Below are 24,483 nucleotides of genomic sequence, written 5' to 3'. Positions count from 1 at the left end.
ACCTAAAAAATATGGTTCTAATAACTAATGTGTATTTTAGGCAAAAACCGCAGCAACTAACAATTCCTTTTATTGATATTTGTTATATATAGGGCTGTTATTTTTGCAAAAAAACCGATACAGATATCAAATTCAGAGATTATAACTACCTAAAACAAAACCGCCTCATACTGAATGAAGCGGTTGAAGAGTTTAGCCTGGTAGTTTCAGTAGATCTTTCAGTGCATAAAGCTGCTGTAAGGCTTCACGCGGACTGAGACTGTCGACATCAATGTCTTCCAGCAGTTCAAGTGCAGCCGATGGTTTTTCCACCTCAATAATCCGCTCAACGACTGTTTCGACCTGTTCAATCGCAAACAGATCAGGTTGTGGACTTTGAGGCTTGGTATGGTGCTGCTTTTCCAGAATACGCAGTCGGTTTTGTGCTTCCCGGATTACGCTTGCTGGAATACCGGCAAGTTTGGCGACCTGTAGGCCATGACTCTGGCTGGCTGGACCTTGTTGCACTTTATGCAGCAAAATCAGGTTATCATTCACTTCACGGGCAGTCACATGATAGTTATCAATACCTGATTCGCTGGCCAGTTCAGTTAACTCAAAATAATGCGTAGCAAACAGACATAAACATTGAATACGTCGGGTGAGATCAAGTACGCATGCCCAAGCTAGGGACAGACCATCATAAGTGCTGGTACCCCGACCGACTTCATCCATCAGCACGAGTGATTGACTAGTCGCATGATGCAGAATCTGCGAAGTTTCGGTCATTTCTACCATGAAGGTGGATTTACCTGTAGACAAGTCATCTGCCGAACCGATCCGGGTAAAAATGCGGTCAATTGGCCCCAAGGTTACAGCCTGTGCCGGAACATAGCTACCGCAATAGGCCAGCAGGGCAATCAGTGCAGTCTGACGCATAAAGGTAGATTTACCGCCCATGTTTGGACCAGTGATAATGGCCATCCGATGCTGATAATCGAGTTGCGTATCATTCGGAGTGAAGGCAGTTTTGCTTAAAGCTTCCACAACAGGATGACGGCCCGCCTGGATTTTTAAGCCAATTTCCGGACTATATTTCGGGCGTGACCAGTTGCGTAGGCGTGCCTGATGCGCAAAGTTACACAGCAGGTCGATCTGTGCGATGGCACTGCTCATCATTTGCAGGTTGCCAATATCCTCGCGTAATTCATCCAGCAGCATTTCAAAGATCAACTTTTCACGCGCCAGTGCACGCGATTCGCTGGAAAGGACTTTATCTTCAAAGGCTTTCAGCTCTGGCGTGATGTAACGTTCGGCATTCTTTAAAGTCTGGCGACGAATATAATGTTCCGGTGCCTGTTCAGCCTGTGCACGGGTCAATTCAATATAGTAGCCACTAACACGGTTATAGCCGATTTTCAGGGTTGGAATGCCGCTCTGCTCACGTTCCTTGATTTCCAGATCAATCAGGAATTGCCCGGCATGATCGCGAATTTTGCGTAACTCATCCAGTTCTGCATCGAAACCTTCGGCAATAACATTCCCATCACGTAACAGAACTGGTGGATTTTCCACAATGGCTGACATCAAACGTTCATGCAGACCATGGAAATCACCAAGTTCTTCATTCAGTTGAATGAGTAATTTGGACTGCTGCTGGCTGACCATCGGTTGTAGTGCATGACGCAGGAACGGGATCTGAGCACAGGCCTGACGCAGCTGAACCAGATCCCGTGGACGTGCACTGCCCAATGCAATACGGCTCAATACACGTTCAATATCACTGATTTCTTTTAAAACCAGACGTACTGGCGATTCATGAAAGCCGTCTAATAATACCTGAGTAGCATCCAGACGCTCATCCAGAATGGCAGTATCGCGTAAGGGCTGCATCAAGGTGCGACTCAGCAGGCGGCCACCCATTGCTGTTTGACAATCATTGATTAACTGGAACAGTGAAGTACCATGTTCAAATAAGGGTTCAATCAACTCTAAATTGCGACGAGTAACCGGATCTAGCGCAATAAAGTCTGAACTTTGTTCTAGCTGAATGCTACGAATATGCGGCAGCGCAGTTTTCTGGGTTTCTTTGGCATAGTGAATCAATGCAGCCGCTGCGGCTTTGGCGAGTGGCAGGTGATCAATCCCAAAACCTGCCAGTGTACTGACAGCAAACTGGTCACATAAAGTCTTTTGGGCATTGTTCAGGTTAAAGTCGACATTTGGGCGTTTGCTGACTGGTACATCCAGTTGGCGTTTCAAATGTTCAACCAGATCCTGCTCTTGCAGATTCTCATCTACGACAATTTCGCTTGGCATCAGACGTGCCAGCTCAATTGCCAGCTGGTTCAGGTCATAATCAATCTGTTGAACTTTGAAAATACCGGCGCTTAAATCCAGTAGAGCGATACCAATTTTATTTTGCTGAATGCATAGCGCAACCAGATTAGAAGTTTGATGTGCACCCAGCAGGGCATCATCGGTTAATGTGCCTGGAGTAATAATCCGAACCACACCACGTTCAACCGGACTTTTACCTGTGACCTCTCCAATCTGCTCGCAGATTACTACCGTTTCGCCTTTTTTTACCAGACGGGCCAAATATCCTTCTGCCGCATGGAAAGGCACACCTGCCATTGGAATCGGCTGACCATTGGCCTTACCGCGATGGGTTAGGGTAATGCCAAGAATTTTAGCTGCTTTATGGGCATCTTCAAAGAACAGTTCGTAGAAATCACCCATGCGATAGAACATCAATGAATGCGGATGCTGCATCTTCACAGACATATATTGCTGCATCATAGGTGTTAGTGTGGATGGGTCAGGTACTATATTTTCTGTATTCATATCACTTAACACCTTTAAAATTAATAATATTTACAAATAATTGCATACAAAACTTTTCCTGACGAATCCTATTGAATCTTGTCTAAACCTGAACAATCCAATGAATAAGTATACCTTTTGGTGTACCTTTTCTTGGTGTGTTGTTAAAATACTAAGAATAAGATGAGTCGATTTTTGAATTTCTGAAACGGATTCTAACAAAAACTGTGGCTTTGTTTCTAAGGGGATTTCTAGGTGAGTGAAAAAGAAACTCAAGCAACGAAAAAAGTTGCTTTATCTGCTAAAGCGATAGAGAAGATGAAGAATGATAGTTATAAAGCTGATATAGGTGAAAATGAAGGCTTGCGAGTATATAAAGGGAAGACTGGATTAACATCTTTTATATATCGTTATCGTAGTCCTATCGATAACTCGTTAAAAAAAATGAAGATAGGCACTTTTCCTGAACTATCTTTAGCTGAAGCAAGGATTGTGTTGCAAAAGTTAAAAGCTCAAAGGCGTTCAGGCATTTGCCCAAGTACTTATGCAAAAGAAGAAAAATTGGAAAGGCTAACTAAGCTTCAAGCAGAAAAAGAGAAAGAGGAACTTTATAAATTTACAGTTAAAGATTTAATCGAGTTATATCTTACAAACGTAATCGAAGATAGGTACGTAGATGATCCAAGATCAGGGTTAAAGAAATTGATTCGAGGGTCTCGTAAGAAGAAGGGGCAAGATGAAACAAGAAGAACGCTGTATGGAGATGCTGTAAAAGTTTTAGGGCATTTACCTGCTGAAAAAATTACTCGTAAAGATATCGTGCAGTTGGTGTCAGATATAGTAGCGAGAGGAGCCAATGTCCAAGCAGGTAGAGTTTTGTCTGAATTAACTTTAGCTTATGAGTACGCTATTGGGCTTGAGAAGTTTAAAGAGGATTTTGCTAACCCAGCTTTGTTGGCTAAGGCTAGTGCGAAACAAGCTAGATTAAAGCTGACTTGTACGAAAGGAACTAGAGTTTTAAGTGATGATGAATTAAGGCGTGTTTTGCAGTGGTTGCCAACTTCAGGGTTTTCAGCAAAACATAAACAAGTCTTGATGATCACACTTTGGACAGGATGCCGAACAGGTGAAGTCTGCGAAGCTAAATGGGCAGATATAAATTTAGAGTCTAGAACATGGCATATCAGACAGAGTAAAAATGGCTCGGAACGCTATGTTCAACTATCTCGTCAGTGTGCTGAGTTTATTGAAAATCTTCCTAATAAGCATTTGGAATATGTTTTTCAAATGGAAAAAAGTGGAAAGCCACTTTTGCAAAAGACGATTACAGAATGTAAATGGAGAATGAAACATCCTGAAAAGATGATGTATAAACAAACATATAGACCTGAACAGTTGTGGTTGAATGACATGGATGATTGGAATCCACATGACTTAAGAAGGACGGTACGTACAGGGTTGTCACGTTTGGGTTGTCCGGCAGAGGTGGCAGAAGCAGTATTGGGTCATTCTAAAAAAGGGATACAGGGAACTTATGATTTACATACTTATGAAAAAGAGTGTGCTGAGTGGTTGCAGAAGTGGGCTGATCACATGGAGTCTCTGATTGAGTAAACTTACTATCTAGAAGTTAAATAAAGCGACAATTATTGTCGCTTTATCATTTTTATTACCAAAGTATTAGTTGATTAATTATACAATTAATGTAAATTTGTCCCTGAAAATTAACAAAAAATTTCTTAAAAAATAGAGGGAAGCATGTCTAATATTAATAGCTATTTACGTCAAGAATTACCAAAATTACATAAATCCAATGTACACGTTGCACCCAATATACCTGATAAGAAACTTAACAATGCTGTGAAGTCTTTTAAATATTCTGGTAGTCCTGACAATGTCGTAGCTCTATTGGACATTACAGTATTTGGTAGTGGAGCAGATGGTATTCTCTTTACAGGTGAGCAATTGATTGTAAAACCTACATTTGCCGATCCAGTAGCTATTAAGTTTAATGAAATAGTGGCTGTTAGATTTGAAGAAACTAACCCTAAATTTCCTCATGTAGTTGTTGTTACAAAAGAAGAAAAAATTAAATTAGAAAATATGAGTACTACTTGTAGTTATAGTGAATTAACTCGTATTTTGAATCATGTATCGACGCAATTCGAAGACTTTAAGGAACAACGGCAGTCAATTCCATTAGAGGAAATGAGTGAAGAGTTAAAAATCGCTTATTTAAAAATTATCGTTAATATGGCTTATGCAAATGATCAAGTTATCGATAGAAATGAACTGGCAGAAATCTTTTTATTAATGAATCGTCTTGGCTTGGAGCAACAAAGCCGATTTGATGTAAGAACATACCTTTTTAATTATGAAGGGTTGTTAGAAACAAAAAAATTATTTGATGAAATGAATAGTAATATTGTTGAAGGTCAACACAATACTGTTCATATCTCCTTGGCAAAAGATTTGATAAACATCTTTTTCTCAACCCAAAGTCGAGACCTCCTGCAATTCGAGTTTTTCAACCAAAATCGTTCACTTTTTCAAATCAATGAAGCTGATATTAGTATCATTATTGAGGCATTGGAAATGGACTATAAATTGTTAGAGGAGGATTTCACAGACGATAAAATGAAAAAAGCCTTCTCTGAGTTGTCAGCAAAAGCAGCTGCTGTTGGTACACCTTTAGCTGCAGTATATTTGTCAGGTTCAGTGATTGGGATGTCTGCCGCTGGTATGACATCAGGTTTGGCTATGCTAGGAATGGGAGGGGTATTGGGCTTCTCAAGTATGGCAACAGGTATTGGGGTTGCTATATTGATTGGTGTAGGTACGTATGCAGGTGTAAAAAAACTAACGGGTTCGGATGAGCTAAGTAAATATAAGCGTAAACAATTAATGCTTAATGAAGTCATTAAGCAAACGCAAGATACAATATCGACTATTGTCGGGGATATTAATTACGTTACTTCTAGATTGAATCAGACCATTGAGAAAGTGAGTCAAGTTAGTGGTAATGCCAAAGCATTATTAGAAGTAAATGCAAAACTTAGACAACAAATGTCTATGCTAAAAGGGATTACTGGTGCGGCAGATATTTTGAATCATAAAGTGCATCAAGCTGAGGGAGATTCTAATAAGCTTAAATGTCCATTAGTTTTAGATATTTCTAAATTAAAGGCTTTAACAACAGAACCAACGAAGAAAAAATTCTACGATTTTATTATGGAGTTTTATATTGAAGAGGAAGTTGTTGTAGAAAAAAACAATGAAAAGCAAATAGTTAAGAGATTAGTTATAGATAACTCTAAAAAATCTGAGTTTTTACAGCTATCTAAAGCTTTCGATGTGATCGGATATTTTAATGTGAGTGATGTACTTGCAGGCAAAACAAAACAAGCGCTCACAGGTTTATTCACATGATTAAAAAAGATCTTGTAGATGAGCAAGCATATAGTCTAGTTATGCAAGATCTTCAGCTATCTTCTGCTCAAGCTAAGCTTGGGCAGATAGATGGTGTAATGAACCAGCTTAATTCTGATTTGGACAAAATTCTTTTGGAAACTCAAGATGCACTGACTAACTCTGAATTCTTGGTAGGGGATGTTGAAAGAGAGCTACTAGATTTTTCTATTGTTCATGATGAAGAAATCATTTTTGTTGTTGAAGAAGAAAAAGAAGTTGAAGAAATTTTCCAAATACCAGAATCTACTTATACACATTTAAGTTTACTTGACACTATAACTCTCTCGAAAGATGACTCATGGTCGGACTATCAGAGATCTCTTAAAGATTTTCAGGAACGTAATGGGATTTATGTCTCTGAAGATCCTTTTAATGATTTAATGACCTATTCTCAGAAGATCGCCCTACAAAAAAGAATCAAAGAAGAGTTTTCGTTAAAGAATGCAAATTGCGATCAATACGATTATATGATTGCAGGCACATGTGGAGTAATTGGTGGCTTAGTTGATGTCTTATTTGTAGGAATGCCTGGACAGAGCCCTCTAGGTAACTTAACTGATGGTGCAACAAATCAAGCAGTTCAACTTTTTGCAAAAATGAATGGTTGGAACGGCGCAAAAGAAGGCAAAGATCCTACATCAAGTGCTATTGGTTTCTTGGAGCGTACTTTTAAAGTTAACTATGATCATCGGCATTCTGCGGATGTTGATGGGTTATTTAAAATGAGCACGCAAAACCACCACATAAAGAGTCTTGGTCATTCACCAGATTTGTGTGGATTATTCTTTTCATTGTTAGATCAATTTAATGATACTGCATCATTTGTAGGAATATTTGATGTAATTAATGACCATGGGATTAAGGTGGGTGAAACATCCAAGTTGATCAGGGTTAATACAGCTACTAATGAACTTCAAGGTGGTAACTTAATTGCCAAGATATATTGTGGTTTTATCAACTGGTTAGGACATTTATTTTCGGATGTGGCAGGTTCATCAGGTGCATTAGGTCGGGGGTCAGGCATTCCAATTCCGTTCTATTCTTTGCTTCAATTTGCTAATTTTGGATCTTTTGGTCAACATAGGCATAGCTTTGCTACTTTAGCTGTTAAAGTTTTTGAAGCTGGATATGATTTTAGACATGGTATGGCAATGGCAATCCCTGTAGCTATTACTGAGTTATTGACAAGATTTATGTGGTCTTTGAAGCAAAAAATTTATCATCATAAAGATTGGTTAGATTGTATTCCTCTAGTAAATGTACCTGAGGTAAGAAGAATGCTTCTAGTGGCACATGGTGCTTTGTGTATCATTGATGGTCTTGATGCCGGAATTAAATCAGCAGGTGAGCCAGTACAGTTTTTATTGAGGACAAATCTTATAGGTTGGTCTAGATTTTCATTATTAGCTTTGAAAGAAGTCCAAGCCAAATTCAGAGAGGGGGATTTAGATTTGGATGCTGTGGATGAATATTTAGATAAAGAATATAGAATGTTGAAGTTATCTCCATATTAAGATTAAGACAGAACACCTTCAGAAGCTTGTGTTCTGTCTTAAATTTTTTTAGTTCAATGCCGAGACACTATTTTTCAAACCAATTTGTATATCATAAACTGAAGGCTCATCCTCTGAATGTGGGTGGACGTGAGATGCGGTATTGGTAAGGCTATAAAATTCCTCAACAATATCTGCACCATCCTCTAAATTTATTTCAAATAGAGCATTAGCCAAACCCTGCTGTGCGGTTCGATCTAAGGCTTCTTGATTGAATCCCGACTGCTTACTTTGCTGATCAATCTCCCGCGCAGTGTGAATCGCTGACTGCAGATCTATTCCATCCCTCAAAGTTAAGTCAACGTAGTACACAGGCTGTCGATAGCTTTGAGTGGTACTTTTGCCACGGAGAATGAGCTGTAACGGTAAGCATGACAACAAACCATTTGATGCTGCATGGTAATAGCTCAATCGAGCTGCCAAAGTCCGTATGCTGTTAAAGCCCGTTGTTCTAAAAATGAATGTGCCAAATTCATCCGACTCATCTAAATTCACATGCAAACGTCCATAGGGCTTGCAGTGTCCTCCCTGAGCTAAAGGACATAAATCAGGAGAAGGACATGGATACTGTTCTATACCTTGGTTGGTCAAACGCTGACAAGTTTGACCATCACCTACACAGACAGGTCGTCCAGTCTGACGATCAAACATTGTGTACTCTGCTCGTAAATTAAGATCGGGATCATTGAAAATCATTCTCACAGGAATTGTACGAAGCTTTTGATTGGGCGCATTTGAACGAAGCTGTTCATCTAAAGGATGTTTTACCCAGCCTTCTTTATTTTGAATCTGTGAGGTAATGGTAAATTGATCATCTTTTTCAGGTAAGCGTTTACCGTTCTTCTCTACAACTCGTCCAATACTAATCCGCCCTAGTATTGGTGGAGTAATTGCTAAACCTTTAATCATAAGTTCTGCTCCAAGTATTTTTTTATTACTGACCCTTTGATATGTAAGACAAAGATAAAAGATCAGAATGAAAGGCAAAAACTTCCAATAGGACTCGCCACACTTTCGAGTGTTGGCGAGTTGGGGGAGTTTTTGCCGTTTTGGTGAAAGTAATGAAGGATCTATTTAGTCTTGATAGATATTGAATCGACGACTGCTTTGTCTTCTCAATGGATATTGCGCTATGAGATCAGGCTGATGTTTTAATAATGATTTGGTGTCTAAGCTGACACTATCATTGGATTTTTTCCAAACTACCGAACCACGGCTAAACGTGGCACGCTCTGCATCTTTCATCATCATTTGGATTTGATGTTTTAGCTCATCGAAGCGTTCTTGCTTATGCTGAATCTCTTCTTTCAGTTTGATTAGCTTATCGAACATGAGATTGGCTGTTTCATTCTGAGAGAGATCTTCAACTGTTAGTGGTACATGGGTTGGGTAGAGTTGCTGAATCGCTTTGGATGCAGATTCACTTGCGTCAACAGATGGTGGTATATCCTTTTCCACACATTCCCAAAAATAACGTTCTGCATTAATGATGTGCTGAATCACAGATTCAGAACGTGTTACTTTGAAAATCTTAGTCTCATGTCCGCATAGCAATACACAGACATGTGCCGACTGTTTTCCAGTGACTGCCAATTGATGTTGTACCTGACACAAGACATACAAAGGCACACCATCACGCCAAAGCTTAGCCCCATGTTCTCCTGCAGTTTTGCATTCAAGTATCTGTACTTCATCACTACCTACAACAGCGTAATCCAAGTTTGCCAACATAAAGTACTTGTCGGGATCAGGGTGCTGTAAAACAGCATTGACTCGACGTACTTTATTGTTGGTGTGCATGCTGTAATACTCAGCGACTAAAGGCTCAAGTTGTTTACCCCAATATAACGGTGCAACACCTGAGCTTTCATCTTCAATAGACTGAGCTTGACGACCTGTTTTGATCAGCCATAGTTCAAGCATCGACATGTAGGGATTTAAGCCACACGCCGTTGAAGCATCACTGCTACCAATACCTTGTTTACGGACTTCAAGCCAATCTTGATATGCCATATCTTTGGTATTCACTAATCGTTTTGCAGAAGTTGCTCGCTTGGCGGTAGTCAGTGGATTGATTACAGTTTGAAGATTTCTCTGTATGGGCTGATTTGTAATCGGTGCAATTTGATTCATAGTTTTGTCCTTACTTATAAGTTTTACTTTTAGAAAAAAGTGCATTAAAAAGCCATACCTGACCTTAAGTCTGGTATGGCGATATAAATGTTGATGGTGGTTAAAAACAGGGGCTATCTATAAGCCTCAGACTTAAATTAACTCAGGCAATTAAAGATAAGGCTTGTTCTAGTCCTCGTTGTTTAAGATTAGCTCCAGCTCCAAACCATGCTGAGTCCAAACGGTGATCTGTACTCATGGCACGACGTTCATGATCAACAAATTCGGTGATCGAACATAGCAAGCCATAGGCTGTATCTTTAGCAGATGAAAGATCAGCTCCACGCCCTTGACCATTAAACATCTCTAAGGCTTTGGTCATGGCTCTGCCATTGGGTTCAGTCTTGTTTTGCTGTGGTGGATTGCTTGCTACCTGACGGTAGAATTGAATGATGTTCTCTTCAGGATCAGAAATTGACATGGTGCTATTGTTGAACACGGCATCAAAGTAAGCCTTGGCTTCCTGTTGACTGACTTTACGCTGAGTAAGCTGTTTCATCTCATACATGTGCTCATCCCATGCACGAACTGAAATACCTAATTGCTGTTTTACTTTCTCTGCATCGAACTTGGTGCTATGTGGTACTTTAACCACACCTGCGCTTGCAGTTGCACCTTTAAGTGCAATGGCAAGTGTGTTATTACACACGACTCGAATACTCGTAAATTGTGCTGTAGTTGCCAATGTGCCATCGCATGCTGATGCTAGTAGCACATAGCCATTGCTGACATCCTTACCTTTCAATGCTGTGCTTTGTCCTGTACGTGCTAAAGCCCAGAACTTCTTACCACCTTTCAGTACTCCTGCTGTTTCCAACTCGAAGCCTGATTGTTCAGTCAGATCACGGTAGAACTCCAAAATCTCTTTTGGTTGTACTTCCTGATAACGCTGACTCACTACGGACAGTGGTGCATGGGTATCTGAGCGGTACAATACTCGCTGTTCTTCAAATGGTATGATGATGCTTTGACCACGTTCATTCTGAGCCATGTAACTGACATCAGATGATTCGATACACCAATCCATTCCTGCTTGCTGTGCCCAAACTTCAATCGGTTGGTTTTGACTTAGTTGATTCCCTAGTCCATGCCAAGGGGTTTCACCGACATAAGCCATTTGTTCAAGTTGATGTGCCATAGTTTTATTCCTTTTTAAAATCATATTGAAAAATTGGATCTATTTTTAATTCAGATATTGAGTGGGGAACTTTTGGTAGCAGTTATGACAGAAGCACAAGCTTTGCTGCGAAGGTGTGCTTTGCTCTGTAAATGAATTAAACAAACCACCAAGTACAGTTCCTGCAATTCCTCCAATGATGGGAGGCAAGTTCAAAGACTTCGCAACAGTTGTGCCTAAGGCTCCTAAAGCTGCGGGTGATGCAAGATTTGATAATGTTGAATTTGCTTGTTGTGCATTTGCTTCAACAAGCATGATGTCAGTTGAATGACAAAAGGGACAATTCAAGCTCATGACTTGACTCCTAAATTTTGGGCATAAAAAAGCCTGCACGATGGCAGGCTTGATATTCATTTTTCATGTGTACTCTAAAGAGCTTCATGATTCTCATGAGGATGTTATATATCTGAAATTATTTAGAATACTTTAGTGGCTCAACAGTTCTAGTAATGTTGGGAAGGCTATAGCTATCAAAATTTTTATGTTTTATGTAGTGTCTATACATATGGCTATAGATTTCCTTTGCTCTTGTTTCTACAATATTTTTTAAAGTCCAAGGCATTATAGCTTTGTAACGCTCTTGAGCCTCCTTCAGGAAATCATCCGAAAACAAATATGTATATTTATCTATAAATCCACCATCTTCAAAGTGAAGCTCATATCCAACATCATCTTTTCTAAAGAGTCGTTTTACGTAGGTTAAAATGGCTTGCTCTTCCTCAGATAAGTCTGTATCAAAACCTGAATCTAATACTTCGTAAAAAGAGTTTCCTTTTTCAAGCCCTAATCCAGTTTCAGTAATTCTATAAAAAAGATTTGTAGTGTTTTCATAGTATGGATATCCGATGCCATTCGAAACGAAGATTTCAGGTTCAGTCTTCTGTGATGTTACGGCAAAACTATGGGTTGTTTCATAGTATTGTGAGCCGAGGAAACTATTTAATTTGTTATGTAATTCCATTGCTTGATCAAATTTCAGCTCTAGGCAAATTTGATAATATTTTTTGAGAGCAGGGTAAGCATTGTCAAAATAAGGCTTATATACGCTTAATAACGCTTTAGATTTTGAAGGAATTCTATTTTCCGCAATGATCTGTTTTTCTAGCGCAGTTTGATGTTTGAATAAAGTTGCATAACACCAGTGTAATAACCAATATTGAATAGGTTGCAACTTTTTACCTTTCTTGTGATCTAGGGCATAAGTTAAGTTTTCAATTAGTTCGATGAGGTTGTCAAGATGCTCTAAAATGGACTCTTCAGACTCATACAATTCTCTAACCATAGCGGTAAGCTGGTCGGGATGTCTAACGATACTTTGGTCAATCATGAAACCATATCTTGTAACACGATCAACAATAATATCTAAGGTATGTTTTTGATCTTCTGTGAAGCCTAATTTATCTTTGATTTTTTGCCGAATAGCATTTAAAACTTCTAGATTGAGGTCATCTGAATAAGGCTGATAAGTAGGCACAAATGACATCAAACTTGAGGATACAAAACCAATGCGTTCAAAATCATATTTATTGAGATCGCACATGCAGGCTAGAAGGTCATATCCGTGAGAATGCTTAAACGACCAAGAAGTTTTTTCTGAATCAGGAACTGACCAAACAGGTGTATTTAGAAGGTCAACTAATAACGAGACGTGTTTTGCAATTGGCATATCTGCACCTTTAATCGTTGCATTTTTTCTATGAGGCGCACATTTTTTACCTCACAGCGCAACATAAAGATCACAGCTATGAATAAAAAATCAGATAGGTATTTCAATTATTTTTTTTGCCATGTGCTAGCAAGGTCAATATCACCACTGATGGCAATTATTCACATATATATAAAGTCAGTCAAGCACTAAATGTGAGATTTAACGTGCATTTTAGTGCTTGGAAAGATAGGCTTTTTGAATGGAAAGATGAGCTAAGTCTTGGACATATAATGATAATTATAATCGACGCTCTTCGATGTTTTTAAGCATCTGTTCGATAGAGTAACCTGCTTCAGCATCATAAAGATTTTGCAAACTGACGGTCGTAATTTGAGCTTTGTTAGATGCTGGTTGGTAGATTTTTACAATATCACCTTTGTTCTTTGGGGCAAAGTATTCATTGAATCTAGTGAAAATATTTACTGCATTTTTCCGTACTGAACCAAAGCAGATTTCAATTTCACTCTGTTGTTCGATATGTTTAAAAATTTTATCGATCTCATCTGTACGTGGGCATGACGCTAGCTTTTTTTTAAGTTCATTTAGAGGAGGATAATTCCGAATATTTATAGTTAAGGTCAAGTCATTTGTGTTTACTGGAGTTTGCCTATCCGAACCGTGTGTCTTAGATTTAGAGCGAGTGGTAGTGAACTCTTTCTCTATAAATAATTGTTCTAAATATTTCATGAAGTCATTTGAGTTTTTTGTGGGATGCTTTTTTTTATAGCTTTGATAAAGTAGCGCTTCTAAAGCTTTGAGAGGTGATTTTCGCTGTGTTAATGGATAGTGATTTCGCTTTTGGAGTGTGAGTAAACTTGTTGCAATTTCAACTGCTTGCCGTAATTGAGTTTCTGATGGGGTATCATTATTTTTGTTTAGAAGCAACATGCTAATCATTTGCAGAAAAACTTTATGAAGTACATCTATCATATTGCCTTGAGCTTTTACTGGTACTTGCAGTCCAATCAAATAGTCAGCTTCGCTAGATTTTTTCTTTAATACATTAAAATCATTACCTCCATGTGTGAGGTCTTTAAATGGGGCTATATGATTAATATTATTTAATATTTTATAAATTTCATGGGGCTGTTGAAAAACTCTTTTGTAGATAAAATGATAACTAACATATAGCTCTACAAAGTAATCTTCGATTGCGTACAGCTTATTCATTGATCTTAAATTGTACTGTATAGCTAAAATATTGAGATGTTGAACATGTTCTGGGAATTGTCTGAAGACTTCTTGAATCCACATGAAAAAAAAGTCTTTTAATGATTGATATGAGATTTCAAAATAATCAGTACTGAGTTGAAACAAGGTGAAGCCATTATTTTGGTATTCTGACCAAAATGCTTGTAGTAAATCAAATCGAAGAATTTCGTATTTGTCTTTTTTGCACTGCCAATCACTTTCTAATACTAGATGATATTCTGAAATTTTAAGCTTCTCTTCGTCAAGAAGTCGGTCGATTTTACCTAAAATGTATTCGTTTATTTCTTTAAGTTTTTCAAAATTGCATGGGCATTTGTCTAAAGCGTGAAGTTTCTCATATTCTAACATTAGAATAGATTGGGTCAGAAAATACATAGAGTCTTCTAACACGTATAAAAAATTATCTTTTTCTTTCATGATGTTGATTTTGAAAAGTGCTATAGGAAAAAAGTACTTGATTCAATTCCTATATTTTTATTCCAATATTGCTTTGTACTTAACAAGAGGGTGCAAAGCACATATGGAACAAATTGATAGAAATAAAATGCAGATCATTCGAATGAATGAGGTCAGCAAGCTTAGTGGTCTAAGTCGCTCAACTTTATATGAAAAATTAAATGAAAAGTCTAGTCGTTATGACGAGACTTTTCCTAAGCAACTTAAGTTGAGTCGTAATGCTGTTGGATGGTTAGAACATGAGGTTTTGGAATGGTTAGAGAGCAAAGCGAATGAGCGTTTTAGCTGATTAACTTTCCATTCAGTCATCTAAGTCTACGACACGATTTTATAGGGTTTACCTATATTGGGTATCAACCAATATTTCGTAGATGCAGAACAATCACAATTTAGGATATATGTTTAATTAATAGTATTAATAAACAATATCTTAGATATTTAAAAGTACTTGACTAAGTTATACCAGCCAATGCTCTACATGGCATTGGCTAGGGAAGCTCAACTTAAAATTTATATAATAGAGTAATCTATGAACACAGAAACCAAACAGATCAATCGTAAGTATTTTGATGTCCCAAGATCTGTCATTATGAATTATGACGAATTGGTGATGCGTCAGACTGAAGACGGATCTTTAGAAGTTCATGCTGATGTGCCAGTACATGATGCAATTAACGGTATCAATATCGTTCAACTCATTGATCAAAATAATATTGATATGTTGTATGAGATGGATCGTAAAGGTCAGTATAGACCTTTAAATACAGCACTACACAAGTTGTTTAACTCACTTGAAAGACCAAGTATTTTGAATGAACGATTTGATGTTCCTGAGTTAAAAGTTCTAGACGAAGCGATCAAGAAACATATTCCAGCTCATATGTTGATCAGTACAGAAGAGCCAATCTTTTGGAAAATGCATCAATCCACTCCAATTACTTCACTTCGTGTTGGTATGGTAAAAGCCAATTTCTTAAATAACTTAGTACGTGCAATATTTGAGTTGACGCAACAGCCTGCCTATAAGCAGGCAGTACAAAATAGATTGGAGCGTAGCGATAATCAATTTCAAAAAGGGATGAAGCTGATTAACGACTTGTTTGAACTCAAATGCAAGTTGCTCATTAAGAGAGTGGACTTCGCATTGAAAGCAGAGACCAATTTATCGCTAAGTGATTTGAAGACGTTGATGTCCAAGTTCTTGAAGAAAATCTTAGTGAATAAAGGGGAGCTTGAAGGTATTGAAGGCTATATCTGGAAGCTAGAGTACGGAGTACAAAAGGGTTATCACTATCACTGCATTTTCTTTATGGATGGCAGTAAGCATAGTAAAGATTCTTACTATGCTCAAAAGCTAGGTGAGCTATGGAAACAGGTTACAGATGATCAGGGCATCTTCCACAACTGTAATGCGAGTAAGTTTAAATATCGTAACCTAGCAATTGGTTGCATTTCTCACGATGACGAAGAGGCAAGAAAAAACTTAGAGATTGTCATGTCTTATCTATCTAAAACGGATCAATTTTTGATGGAAAAGACACTCAAGAAATATCGGGTATTTGGTACGAGTACCAGAAAGATTGAAAAGTCTCAATCAGGTCGACCTCGGGACAACCTTAAAAATTAGCCTAAGCAATTTTCGATATTGAACTCTATTTTTTGGAATTAACACATGAAACTATCATTCGCTCAACCAGCATATATTTACTCAAATACAGACCTATCCATTGAATCACCATATGCGTTTATTGCAAGTGAGGGAGTCGTCCAGCATTGTTCACAACAGTTCTCAGTAATCACACAGAAAAGCTTTAAACTGTTTAAGCTAAAGAAATCATATGCAGGAGCCCAAATCATTGTACCTGTATCAGAAAAGACATTGGATTACATGAATATGATTAACATGTATATCCCAATAGGTGCATATGCGCTTAATAATCAAAATTATAAGTTCGCAGAGCATATTCGTCAGATGAATGAGGTGCTTGAGCCAGCAATTCAGCTATTGCCGACTCGAATCAATACTTATCAATTATCGGATCAGAACTATATCGGCTGTATTGCACCAATCTTAGAAAATATTTTGAATGCATTCAAACGATTCTCTACTAGCACATTGCATATGAAAGATATGGCTGAGCGTAAGCTGTGGATGAGTGATCAACTCAAGAGTGTTATGGCTTTGTTTAGAAAAGTGTATAACAAGGAGCAAAGAGCAAATTTAGTGGTGGTTACAGTCAATCATTTGACATTGAACATTGCACATTTAACTCAAGATGAGATTGAAAGGAAAATTTCGATTCAAGCACAGCAAGTCGTTTGTGAATTGTTGCATGAAAATGAACAAGGTGTTTTTCATTTGTTTCACAGGACATACCGTGATCTTTCTGGCGCATATTACACACAGATTTTTGTGATTACAGATCGGAAATTAATTTTTACTACAAACTCAATACTGTTAGATCCGAATCAGAGTGCAGGGTTTAATTCAGCAATAGAACACTCTACGTATATGTTTAAGGTGAACGCAGATCCACTTGATATACATGGCTTAGATGGTTTTGATCAAGAATGTGTCAAGCAGTCATTTCAACAGTTCTTATCGAGTCATCTATATCTCTACTATCACTCGAAAGAAATTTCACCAGACATCATCATCGTGAAGTGACTATAAGAAGGAGGCGAAAGCCTCCTTTTTCATGTTTTACTCTTTATATCGCATTTGGCTTATGGCAAAGTAACCGCATTCTAAAATAATGATTTTGGTTGATTTTTAACATGACCCAAGTACAGCTTCAAGAACTGCAAAAACGCTTATGGAATATTGCCAACGACCTACGAGGCAAAATGGGGGCAGATGAGTTCCGTGATTATATTTTGGGATTAATCTTCTATAAGTACTTGTCGGAAAAAGTGTTAAACAGTGCCAACCACGAGCTAAAAGATGAAGGCTTACAGTTTACAGATTTAGATGCCAATAACGCAGAGCATCAGGAGTTCTTACAAGCACTTAAGCAAGAAAGCCTTGAGAACATGGGTTTCTTCTTACAGCCTGCACAACTGTTCCATAGCCTCGCTGAACGTGCTCAGAATAACGAATTTATTTTAGATGAACTGATTCAAACCCTAAAAGCAATTGAGCAGAGTACGCTTGATGCTGAGTCATCTGAAGACTTTGCACACTTGTTTGAGGACATGGATCTTACTTCGACCAAGCTTGGCAATAATGCGACAGATCGAAATGAGCTAATCTCTAAAGTCCTTGTACATTTAGATGCGATTGATTTTGATATTTCAAATACCGAAGCCGATGTACTGGGTGATGCTTACGAGTACCTGATTGGTGAGTTTGCCTCTGGTGCAGGCAAGAAAGCAGGTGAGTTCTATACACCTCAAACCGTTTCTACTTTGCTTGCACGTATTGTGACGCTTGGCAAAGATCGTTTGCGTAGCGTGTATGACCCAACGTGTGGTTCAGGTTCTTTATTGCTTCGAGTGAAGCGTGAAGTCGGAAACAATGTCGATGCGATCTACGGTCAGGAAATGAACCGTACCACCTACAACTTGGCACGAATGAACATGATTTTGCATGATGTTCATTTTTCTAAGTTTGATATCAAGCAAGAAGACACCTTAAAGAAACCACAGCACTTGGACATGAAATTCGATGCGATTGTGGCGAATCCACCGTTTTCTGCAAAATGGTCTGCTGATCCGTTATTTTTAAGTGATGAGCGCTTTAAGTCGTATGGCAAACTTGCACCAAGTTCAAAAGCAGATATGGCATTTGTTCAGCACATGCTGTATCACCTTAATGATGTAGGTACGCTTGCGATTGTATTACCACATGGGGTGTTATTCCGTGGTTCAAGTGAAGGGCATATTCGTCAGCATTTGATTGAAAAGATGAATGTGGTGGATGCGATTATTGGTTTACCTGCCAATATTTTCTACGGCACGACTATTCCGACGTGTATTTTGGTACTGAAGAAAAACCGTGAGCATAAAGACAATATTCTGTTTATTGATGCGAGTAATGAGTTTGAGAAGCAGAAGAATCAAAACAAGCTATTGCCTGAGCATTTAGACAATATTATTGGTGCGTATGAAAACCGTCAGGATATTGAGAAATACGCCAAAGTAGCGTCTTTAAAAGAAGTAAAAGACAACGATTACAATTTGAATATTCCTCGTTATGTCGATACTTTTGAAGCCGAAGCTGAAATTGATTTAGATGTGATTGCGAAACAGCTTCAAGCTTTGGAAGTGGAAAGCCAAAAAACCGATGCTGTGATTGCGAATTTCTGTAAAGAGTTAGGGATTGATTCACCATTTGCGGAGGTGAAGTAATGGCGACGCCTAAGTTACGCTTTAAAGAGTTTGATGGGGATTGGTTATTAAAATCCATTAATGATATTTCTACGAAAGTTGGCAGTGGTAGTACACCTCGAGGTGGATCAGAAGCTTATGTTGATGAAGGCATAATTTTTATACGAAGTCAAAACGTTAACGATAATCAGCTTATCTTGGATGATGTTGCGTATATACCTGAATCGACACATGCGAAAATGTCAGGTAGTAAGGTCTTACCTAATGATATCTTGTTAAATATCACAGGTGCATCTATTGGGCGTAGTTGTGTCGTACCTGAAACCTTTTCAGAAGGTAATGTAAATCAACACGTTTGTATTATTCGTACACCGAATGATGATCCTATTTTTGTTCAATCATTTTTGAGTTCTGAGAATGGTCAAAATCATATTCAGTCCAAACAAGTAGGTGGTGGACGAGAGGGCTTAAATTTTCAGGCAATCCGTTCAATTGATTTTGAAATGCCATCGAAAGAGGAACAAACCAAAATCGCATCTTTTCTTTCCGTCGTGGATGAAAAGATTATTCAATTGATGCAAAAACACGAACTGCTGAGCCAATATAAACAGGGCATGATGCAAAAGCTGTTTAGTCAGCAGATTCGTTTTAAAGCTGATGATGGCAGTGAGTTTGGAGAGTGGAAAAATCTCAAATTTAAAACTTTTATTGAGGAGCGTAGTAAAATTTGTAGCAACTCTGAAGTTGAATTGTGTAGTTTGACAATTGAAAAAGGGGTTACTGAAAAGACTGAACGTTATACAAGAGACTTCTTAGTTAAAGATGAAAGTAATGCTTACAAAGAAGTACATTTTAATGACTTCGTTATGAATCCGATGAATTTACGTTTTGGTGCAATAGCAAAAAGTAATATTAAAAAATTAGTAAAAATATCAAAATATTACAATGTTTTTTATATCAATGAGGACATAGTTCACTTAGATTATTTTACAAGTTTTGCTATTAGTAAGCCAATGATTGATTTTTATAATCTTATGTCAACAGGTTCATTAATTGAAAAGAGAAGGAATCATTTTAAAGACTTTATTGAGTATGAAAAACTTTTTCCTTGCTTAGAAGAACAAACCAAAATCGCTAATTTCTTAAGTGCTATCGATCAAAAGATTGATAAGGTTGCACAGCAAATCGAAGAAACTAAGCAATGGAAAAAAGGCTTGTTACAGCAAATGTTTGTTTAAAGGATTTTCCCTCTCCTTTTAGGAGATGAGAAACGCCATTTCGTAAGGGGAGATTTTTTAGAATGGCAAATTGGCTAGTTACAGTAGATTACGACGATTTTGAACTTGATAAAGCATTTGATGCTTTACCTAAAATCTATTGGAAAAACTCTACAACGAATCAAGACAAAGGATTACAGGTTAACGATATTGTATATGTGTATGTCACAAAACCTGTATCCAAGGTCATGTATCAGTTTAAAGTCATTGGACATGCTGATAGATCGGAGTATCCACTCGCACAAAAAGCATTTTGGAAAGATACTACCCAACTCGATAGCATTAAGGGATATGCCATTTTTGAAAAATTAAAAAAATTGGATAAGCCTTCGCTTTCTTATGATGCTTTTATTCGACAAAAATTAATTCCTGAAGCGCCAATTCAGGGGCGACGTACAGATCGAGATAAAGCTAAAGATGATTCGATTTGTATTTTCTTGGATTATATTGCAAGTGAGTTCGCTGGCGAGACGGTAGAAGCAGATTATCCAGATGAAGCAGGTGTTGATAGTCCTAAATTTTTAGAAGGCAAAAAAATAACCGTCACTGTAAATGGTTATGAAAGATGCCCCAAAGCAAGAGCTGAATGTATCGCACATTATGGGACACGTTGCTATGTCTGTGGCATGAGCTTTGAACATATGTATGGCTCATTTGCTAAAGATTTTATCCATGTACATCATATCGAGCCGTTACATGACATTGGCAAAGAATATGAAGTAGATCCTAAAGAAGATTTACGACCTGTTTGCCCAAATTGTCATGCCATGCTCCATAAAACTGTAAATGGTATTCCAATGACGATAGAGAAATTAAAAGTTTTTTATAAGTATTCTCTTAATAACCCACTTAGACAAACTTTTGAAGATGAATAAAAAATTTTTAATACAGAATCCGTGCGGTATAAAAGGCTGGTTACAGCAGATGTTTGTTTAATCAAAATTACTCACAAAAAGACTTGTGATTTTTAAACTTCAAGTGTGCTTATGATGGTTTATATCGATCTTAATTTGAACATTTGAAGTCGATGTGTTCTCACGTAGACTTGCCTAAAAATACTTGAAAAGTAAAATGGTAGCGCAATGAAGTCTTATCGATAGTGAATAAGAAAAGTCTCATTGTATTCACTATAGACATATATTTTTGTTGGTTTCTACGGACTATTCTAAGTCTTTAATTGGTTAAATAATAATTTTGGGTAACTATGATGTTAGATTGGCAAAAATGGAAATACGAAAATCGATACAAAATTCAGCATATCGTCGGATATGAAGAAAAATTTGTCGATGAAATTTTAAGCCAAATCCCAGAAATTACGCCCGATGATGTTGTTGCTCAATTTCCATTTAAAGACAGTAATGCAGGTAATCGCTATATCGATTTCATGATTATCAACGAAACAAAAGGTTATAAACTACCGATTGAACTAGATGGTTATGCCAAAATCAATAATAAAGGTTATGAAAAGTTTAACGATTTCCTCGAACGCCAAAATGATTTGATCCAACAGTTTGGTATTGTGTTGCGTTATACGAATAAAAAAGCATTTAACCAACAGCAACGAGTCATTTCTGAAATACGTCAAGCTTTAAAAGCACAAGTAAATCGACAAATTACTGATGCTTCAAAGCAGAAGCAGATTCAAAGCCTCATTCAAGAATATGAAGCAAAAATTGCAGAATACGAAAGACTCCAAGTCAAAGACAGTCAAGATCAATCAGTTGATATAACAGGTGAGCTGGGTCAAGTCCGTAGTGGGCTTAACACCTTCAAGCAGAACCATATGAAAGAGCTCGAGAGAGTTCGGAAAGAATTAACGGATATCAAAGTTCAACAAAATGAACAATTAGGCTCAGTCAAAAAAGAAATACGTAAGTATGTTCTTATGGGTGCTGGCGTAATGGCGTCAATTGTACTCGGTGCTGTAGTCTATGTTCAGTCAAAAACAACAACTCCAAACAATGAGATTTTAGCACTTCAGTCTTCTGATGGTTTTTCAGAACAGGAAAATGACTTAAGTGCTCATCGTTCTGCTCAGAACTATATTGAAGCTTCACAAAGCTCACAATATGTCGGTGAGCATAAAGTTGTGTGTGGTCAAGTTGCACAATACAAAAAATTCTCTAAAGGAGTCTATTTGAATTTTGATCGACCGTATCCTAATCCGACCTTTACTGTTGTTATTTGGAACAATAATTCGGATGTCAGCCAACAACTTCAAAACGTAGAAAATAATACACTCTGCGTGAAAGGGATGATTGAAGAGTACAAGGGCAAACCGCAGATGATTGTTGGCTCATTGGAACAAATCATTTAAAGAGAAACGGAATGTTTGAATTTGCTATTGGTTTTGCAATTTTCGTAGCGGTCATGATTGTTCTAAGTATTTGCAATTTCTTTTCAGAGACTTATCAGGAGCTGAAAGAAAAAGAGCGATACGATCTTGAGCAAAAGAAAAAACGAGATGCATTAGCCTTAGAAGCACAGAGAAAGAAAACTGAACAAGAGCTAGAGGTACAGCGACAGAAAGCTGAACAAGACTTAGAGCTGAGAAAGCAAGCTGGGCTTGATCCTATTTACCAAGAACAAATGCGTAAGAATAAGCACTACAAGGCTATGATTGCTTGCCTAATTGTTTTCATCGTTTTGATAGTAGGTTACTTGATAGTTTCGAAAAGTGATTCGAGGTCTGAAGCAGATTTTGGTACTTCTGCAATAGGAGATGAAATTACTGTTCCGTCACAAGAAGAATCATTAATTGGTCAGGAAAATCAAAATTTACCTGAGAGATTTACTCCAGTAGTAGCCAATAAACGACAGGTAGAAAGTACACCATCTGAAATTCAACCTGTTGCTCAACTAAGAGAGATTGTTGAACCGACTGTCGCAAATCCATTTGAAGGAAATAAAGACGATACAAATTTATCGTCATCCAGTCAGATTTCAGTCTATGAAGCCGATGCATATATTGGGGAAAATATGACTGTCTGTGGTGAAGTCAGTCAAATTTCACAAACAGCAAAAGCAACATATATAAATTTTGGTGGAAGATATCCAAAACATAAATTCAGTGCGGTAATTTGGTCAAATAACATCATGCCAGCATCAGAGGGTAGCAATATTTGTATCACTGGCTTAATCGAAAGCTATAAGGGTATTCCTCAAATTGTTATTAACTCTATAGAAAATCAAATTTCACATCATTAAATGTATCAGGGGATAGAACATGTTTAAAAAAATTTTAGCGACGTCTATTTTGGCTATAGCAAGTGTTAGTGCTACAGCTCAGGAAGTTAAAATTGAGGCAATTAAAGCACCATTTCATGTCGGTAAATCAGTGATGGCATGTGGTCAATTGGCTGAAGTCAAACACTTTGACAATCGCCATTACTTGAATCTTGATAGAACGTACCCGAATCAAACACTTACGTTGTTAGTTTGGGACAATAACTACAAATGGTTTGAAGAGCGTTTTGGGCGTATTGATGGCATGGTGGGCAAGCGTTTTTGTGCTCGAGGAACGATTGAAGAATACAAAAACAATCTGCAAATGAAGGTGAATAATCCTCAATTTTTACGCTTGATGAAATAGTGAGTTCTCATGTGTCTGAGTTGTGGATTCGAATAAAGCAGGTCTTAGCAAAGGCTTGGGAAATCTTCCAAATGCTTTTGGGGTTGGCTTTTATCCTCTTTTTGTTGGTTTCATGTTTTTCATCAGACGATAAAGACGATGATTATCAAAAAGATGATTATGAGCCTTATCGCTATGAGCGAGATGATTACTATGAAAAGGATACGTATGAATATCCTAGTTATAGGGAATTTGAAGAAAAGAAGTGGTCTCCAGAAGGAGATTATATTGGGTCATAAATTATAGAGATTCATTAAATCAGAGCTTTAGGGCTCTGATTTTTTAGCTATGTAGTTCATTGGTATATTACTTTTTGAGGTGCAACCAATCAGGATTAATTACTAGCTCTTTTACTCCCCGACTTTTTTTATTGCGATAGTTATACTGAGGCTTTTTCATACCTTTTACGAGCTTAATTCGTGTAAAGAAACCTTGATTTACAACAGCATCAAACATCTCCAACTCGCTTACTTCTAAAGCACACTTTTTAGGATCTACATCGTTTAAAACACGAGCTGAACCGCTAGCTCCTATTCTAAAATGTAGTTCCTTGGTCTTCTCATTCTCTTGCATGACAGGAAAGAGTTTTTCTCCATCAACTGTTAGAAAATAAAAAGAATCACTAAATTTTTCATCAAAAATAGCCATAAACCTTCCGTTGTATATGAAATGCACTGAATAAGTGGTATTTT

At 37.6% G+C, this 24,483-nt stretch carries 20 protein-coding genes and 2 pseudogenes; 14 read left to right on the top strand and 8 right to left on the bottom strand.

Annotated features, from left to right (window positions below; translation table 11 throughout):
• Positions 1–192 precede the first annotated feature (192 nt).
• Positions 193–2,826, bottom strand: coding sequence for a DNA mismatch repair protein MutS (gene mutS, locus FSC11_RS08520; protein ID WP_163166343.1), 2,634 nt, complete (start codon positions 2,824–2,826; stop codon positions 193–195).
• Positions 2,827–3,123: 297 nt separating this feature from the next.
• Between mutS and FSC11_RS08515 the strand changes: the two genes are divergently transcribed.
• The 3 genes from FSC11_RS08515 (at position 3,124) to FSC11_RS08505 (ending at position 7,790) form a co-directional block, all read left to right on the top strand.
• A complete protein-coding gene (locus tag FSC11_RS08515; RefSeq protein ID WP_264821156.1) occupies positions 3,124–4,419 on the top strand; it encodes a tyrosine-type recombinase/integrase in 1,296 nt (431 codons plus the stop codon).
• Between the two features lie 144 nt (positions 4,420–4,563).
• Positions 4,564–6,234, top strand: a complete 1,671-nt coding sequence (locus FSC11_RS08510) for a hypothetical protein (RefSeq protein WP_163166338.1) — start codon at positions 4,564–4,566, stop codon at positions 6,232–6,234.
• Complete coding sequence (locus FSC11_RS08505) at positions 6,231–7,790, top strand: hypothetical protein (protein ID WP_163166336.1); 1,560 nt, start codon at positions 6,231–6,233, stop codon at positions 7,788–7,790. The genes FSC11_RS08510 and FSC11_RS08505 overlap by 4 nt, the downstream gene beginning before the upstream one ends.
• Positions 7,791–7,838: 48 nt before the next feature.
• Here FSC11_RS08505 and FSC11_RS08500 read toward each other — a convergent pair whose 3' ends face one another.
• From FSC11_RS08500 to FSC11_RS08475, 6 genes are all read right to left on the bottom strand, one after another.
• On the bottom strand, positions 7,839–8,738 hold the full coding sequence (locus FSC11_RS08500; protein WP_163166333.1) for a recombination directionality factor: 900 nt from the start codon (positions 8,736–8,738) through the stop codon (positions 7,839–7,841).
• Between the two features lie 165 nt (positions 8,739–8,903).
• Positions 8,904–9,962 (bottom strand): YqaJ viral recombinase family nuclease, encoded by a 1,059-nt coding sequence (locus FSC11_RS08495; protein WP_163166331.1) that lies wholly within the window; start codon positions 9,960–9,962, stop codon positions 8,904–8,906.
• A gap of 142 nt (positions 9,963–10,104) precedes the next feature.
• Entirely contained in the window at positions 10,105–11,139 is a 1,035-nt protein-coding gene (locus FSC11_RS08490; RefSeq protein WP_163166329.1) for a DUF932 domain-containing protein, read from the bottom strand.
• Between the two features lie 45 nt (positions 11,140–11,184).
• Complete coding sequence (locus FSC11_RS08485) at positions 11,185–11,472, bottom strand: hypothetical protein (RefSeq protein ID WP_163166327.1); 288 nt, start codon at positions 11,470–11,472, stop codon at positions 11,185–11,187.
• 118 nt (positions 11,473–11,590) lie between these two features.
• Entirely contained in the window at positions 11,591–12,844 is a 1,254-nt protein-coding gene (locus tag FSC11_RS08480) for a hypothetical protein (RefSeq protein WP_163166325.1), read from the bottom strand.
• A 279-nt stretch (positions 12,845–13,123) separates the two neighbouring features.
• Positions 13,124–14,515: a hypothetical protein gene (locus FSC11_RS08475; RefSeq protein WP_163166323.1), complete on the bottom strand. Its 1,392-nt coding sequence runs from the start codon at positions 14,513–14,515 to the stop codon at positions 13,124–13,126.
• Between the two features lie 103 nt (positions 14,516–14,618).
• Here FSC11_RS08475 and FSC11_RS08470 point away from each other — a divergent pair, with 103 nt between their 5' ends.
• The 11 genes and pseudogenes from FSC11_RS08470 (at position 14,619) to FSC11_RS08425 (ending at position 24,030) form a co-directional block, all read left to right on the top strand.
• Positions 14,619–14,843 carry a helix-turn-helix transcriptional regulator gene (locus tag FSC11_RS08470; RefSeq protein WP_140952606.1) on the top strand — a complete coding sequence of 75 codons (225 nt, stop codon included), beginning with the start codon at positions 14,619–14,621 and terminating at the stop codon, positions 14,841–14,843.
• A gap of 240 nt (positions 14,844–15,083) precedes the next feature.
• Positions 15,084–16,181 carry a YagK/YfjJ domain-containing protein gene (locus tag FSC11_RS08465; protein ID WP_163166321.1) on the top strand — a complete coding sequence of 366 codons (1,098 nt, stop codon included), beginning with the start codon at positions 15,084–15,086 and terminating at the stop codon, positions 16,179–16,181.
• 45 nt (positions 16,182–16,226) lie between these two features.
• Complete coding sequence (locus tag FSC11_RS08460; protein ID WP_163166319.1) at positions 16,227–17,222, top strand: hypothetical protein; 996 nt, start codon at positions 16,227–16,229, stop codon at positions 17,220–17,222.
• A gap of 110 nt (positions 17,223–17,332) precedes the next feature.
• The gene (locus FSC11_RS08455; protein ID WP_163166309.1) at positions 17,333–18,904 is read left to right on the top strand and encodes a type I restriction-modification system subunit M; all 1,572 of its coding nucleotides are present in this window, start codon (positions 17,333–17,335) and stop codon (positions 18,902–18,904) included.
• Positions 18,904–19,407, top strand: a pseudogene (locus FSC11_RS16505) (restriction endonuclease subunit S); the annotation flags it as partial. The gene FSC11_RS08455 and the pseudogene FSC11_RS16505, both read left to right, overlap by 1 nt.
• Positions 19,396–20,121 (top strand): annotated as a pseudogene (locus FSC11_RS16500) (restriction endonuclease subunit S); the annotation flags it as partial. The pseudogenes FSC11_RS16505 and FSC11_RS16500, both read left to right, overlap by 12 nt.
• A 62-nt stretch (positions 20,122–20,183) precedes the next feature.
• Positions 20,184–21,035, top strand: coding sequence for an HNH endonuclease (locus FSC11_RS08445; RefSeq protein WP_163166305.1), 852 nt, complete (start codon positions 20,184–20,186; stop codon positions 21,033–21,035).
• Between the two features lie 329 nt (positions 21,036–21,364).
• Positions 21,365–22,477: a hypothetical protein gene (locus FSC11_RS08440; RefSeq protein ID WP_163166303.1), complete on the top strand. Its 1,113-nt coding sequence runs from the start codon at positions 21,365–21,367 to the stop codon at positions 22,475–22,477.
• A gap of 11 nt (positions 22,478–22,488) precedes the next feature.
• A complete protein-coding gene (locus FSC11_RS08435; RefSeq protein ID WP_163166301.1) occupies positions 22,489–23,367 on the top strand; it encodes a hypothetical protein in 879 nt (292 codons plus the stop codon).
• Positions 23,368–23,386: 19 nt separating this feature from the next.
• Positions 23,387–23,752 (top strand): hypothetical protein, encoded by a 366-nt coding sequence (locus FSC11_RS08430; RefSeq protein ID WP_171521709.1) that lies wholly within the window; start codon positions 23,387–23,389, stop codon positions 23,750–23,752.
• Between the two features lie 11 nt (positions 23,753–23,763).
• Complete coding sequence (locus FSC11_RS08425; RefSeq protein WP_163166299.1) at positions 23,764–24,030, top strand: hypothetical protein; 267 nt, start codon at positions 23,764–23,766, stop codon at positions 24,028–24,030.
• Positions 24,031–24,097: 67 nt separating this feature from the next.
• On the opposite strand, the gene FSC11_RS08420 is transcribed toward FSC11_RS08425, so the two are convergent.
• The gene (locus tag FSC11_RS08420; protein ID WP_163166297.1) at positions 24,098–24,439 is read right to left on the bottom strand and encodes a hypothetical protein; all 342 of its coding nucleotides are present in this window, start codon (positions 24,437–24,439) and stop codon (positions 24,098–24,100) included.
• Positions 24,440–24,483 lie beyond the last annotated feature (44 nt).

It is taken from the genome of Acinetobacter schindleri (genome assembly GCF_010918895.1).
GTDB lineage: Bacteria > Pseudomonadota > Gammaproteobacteria > Pseudomonadales > Moraxellaceae > Acinetobacter > Acinetobacter schindleri.
Note: the sequence above shows the minus strand (reverse complement) of the source record. Positions and strands in the feature narration are given on the sequence as shown.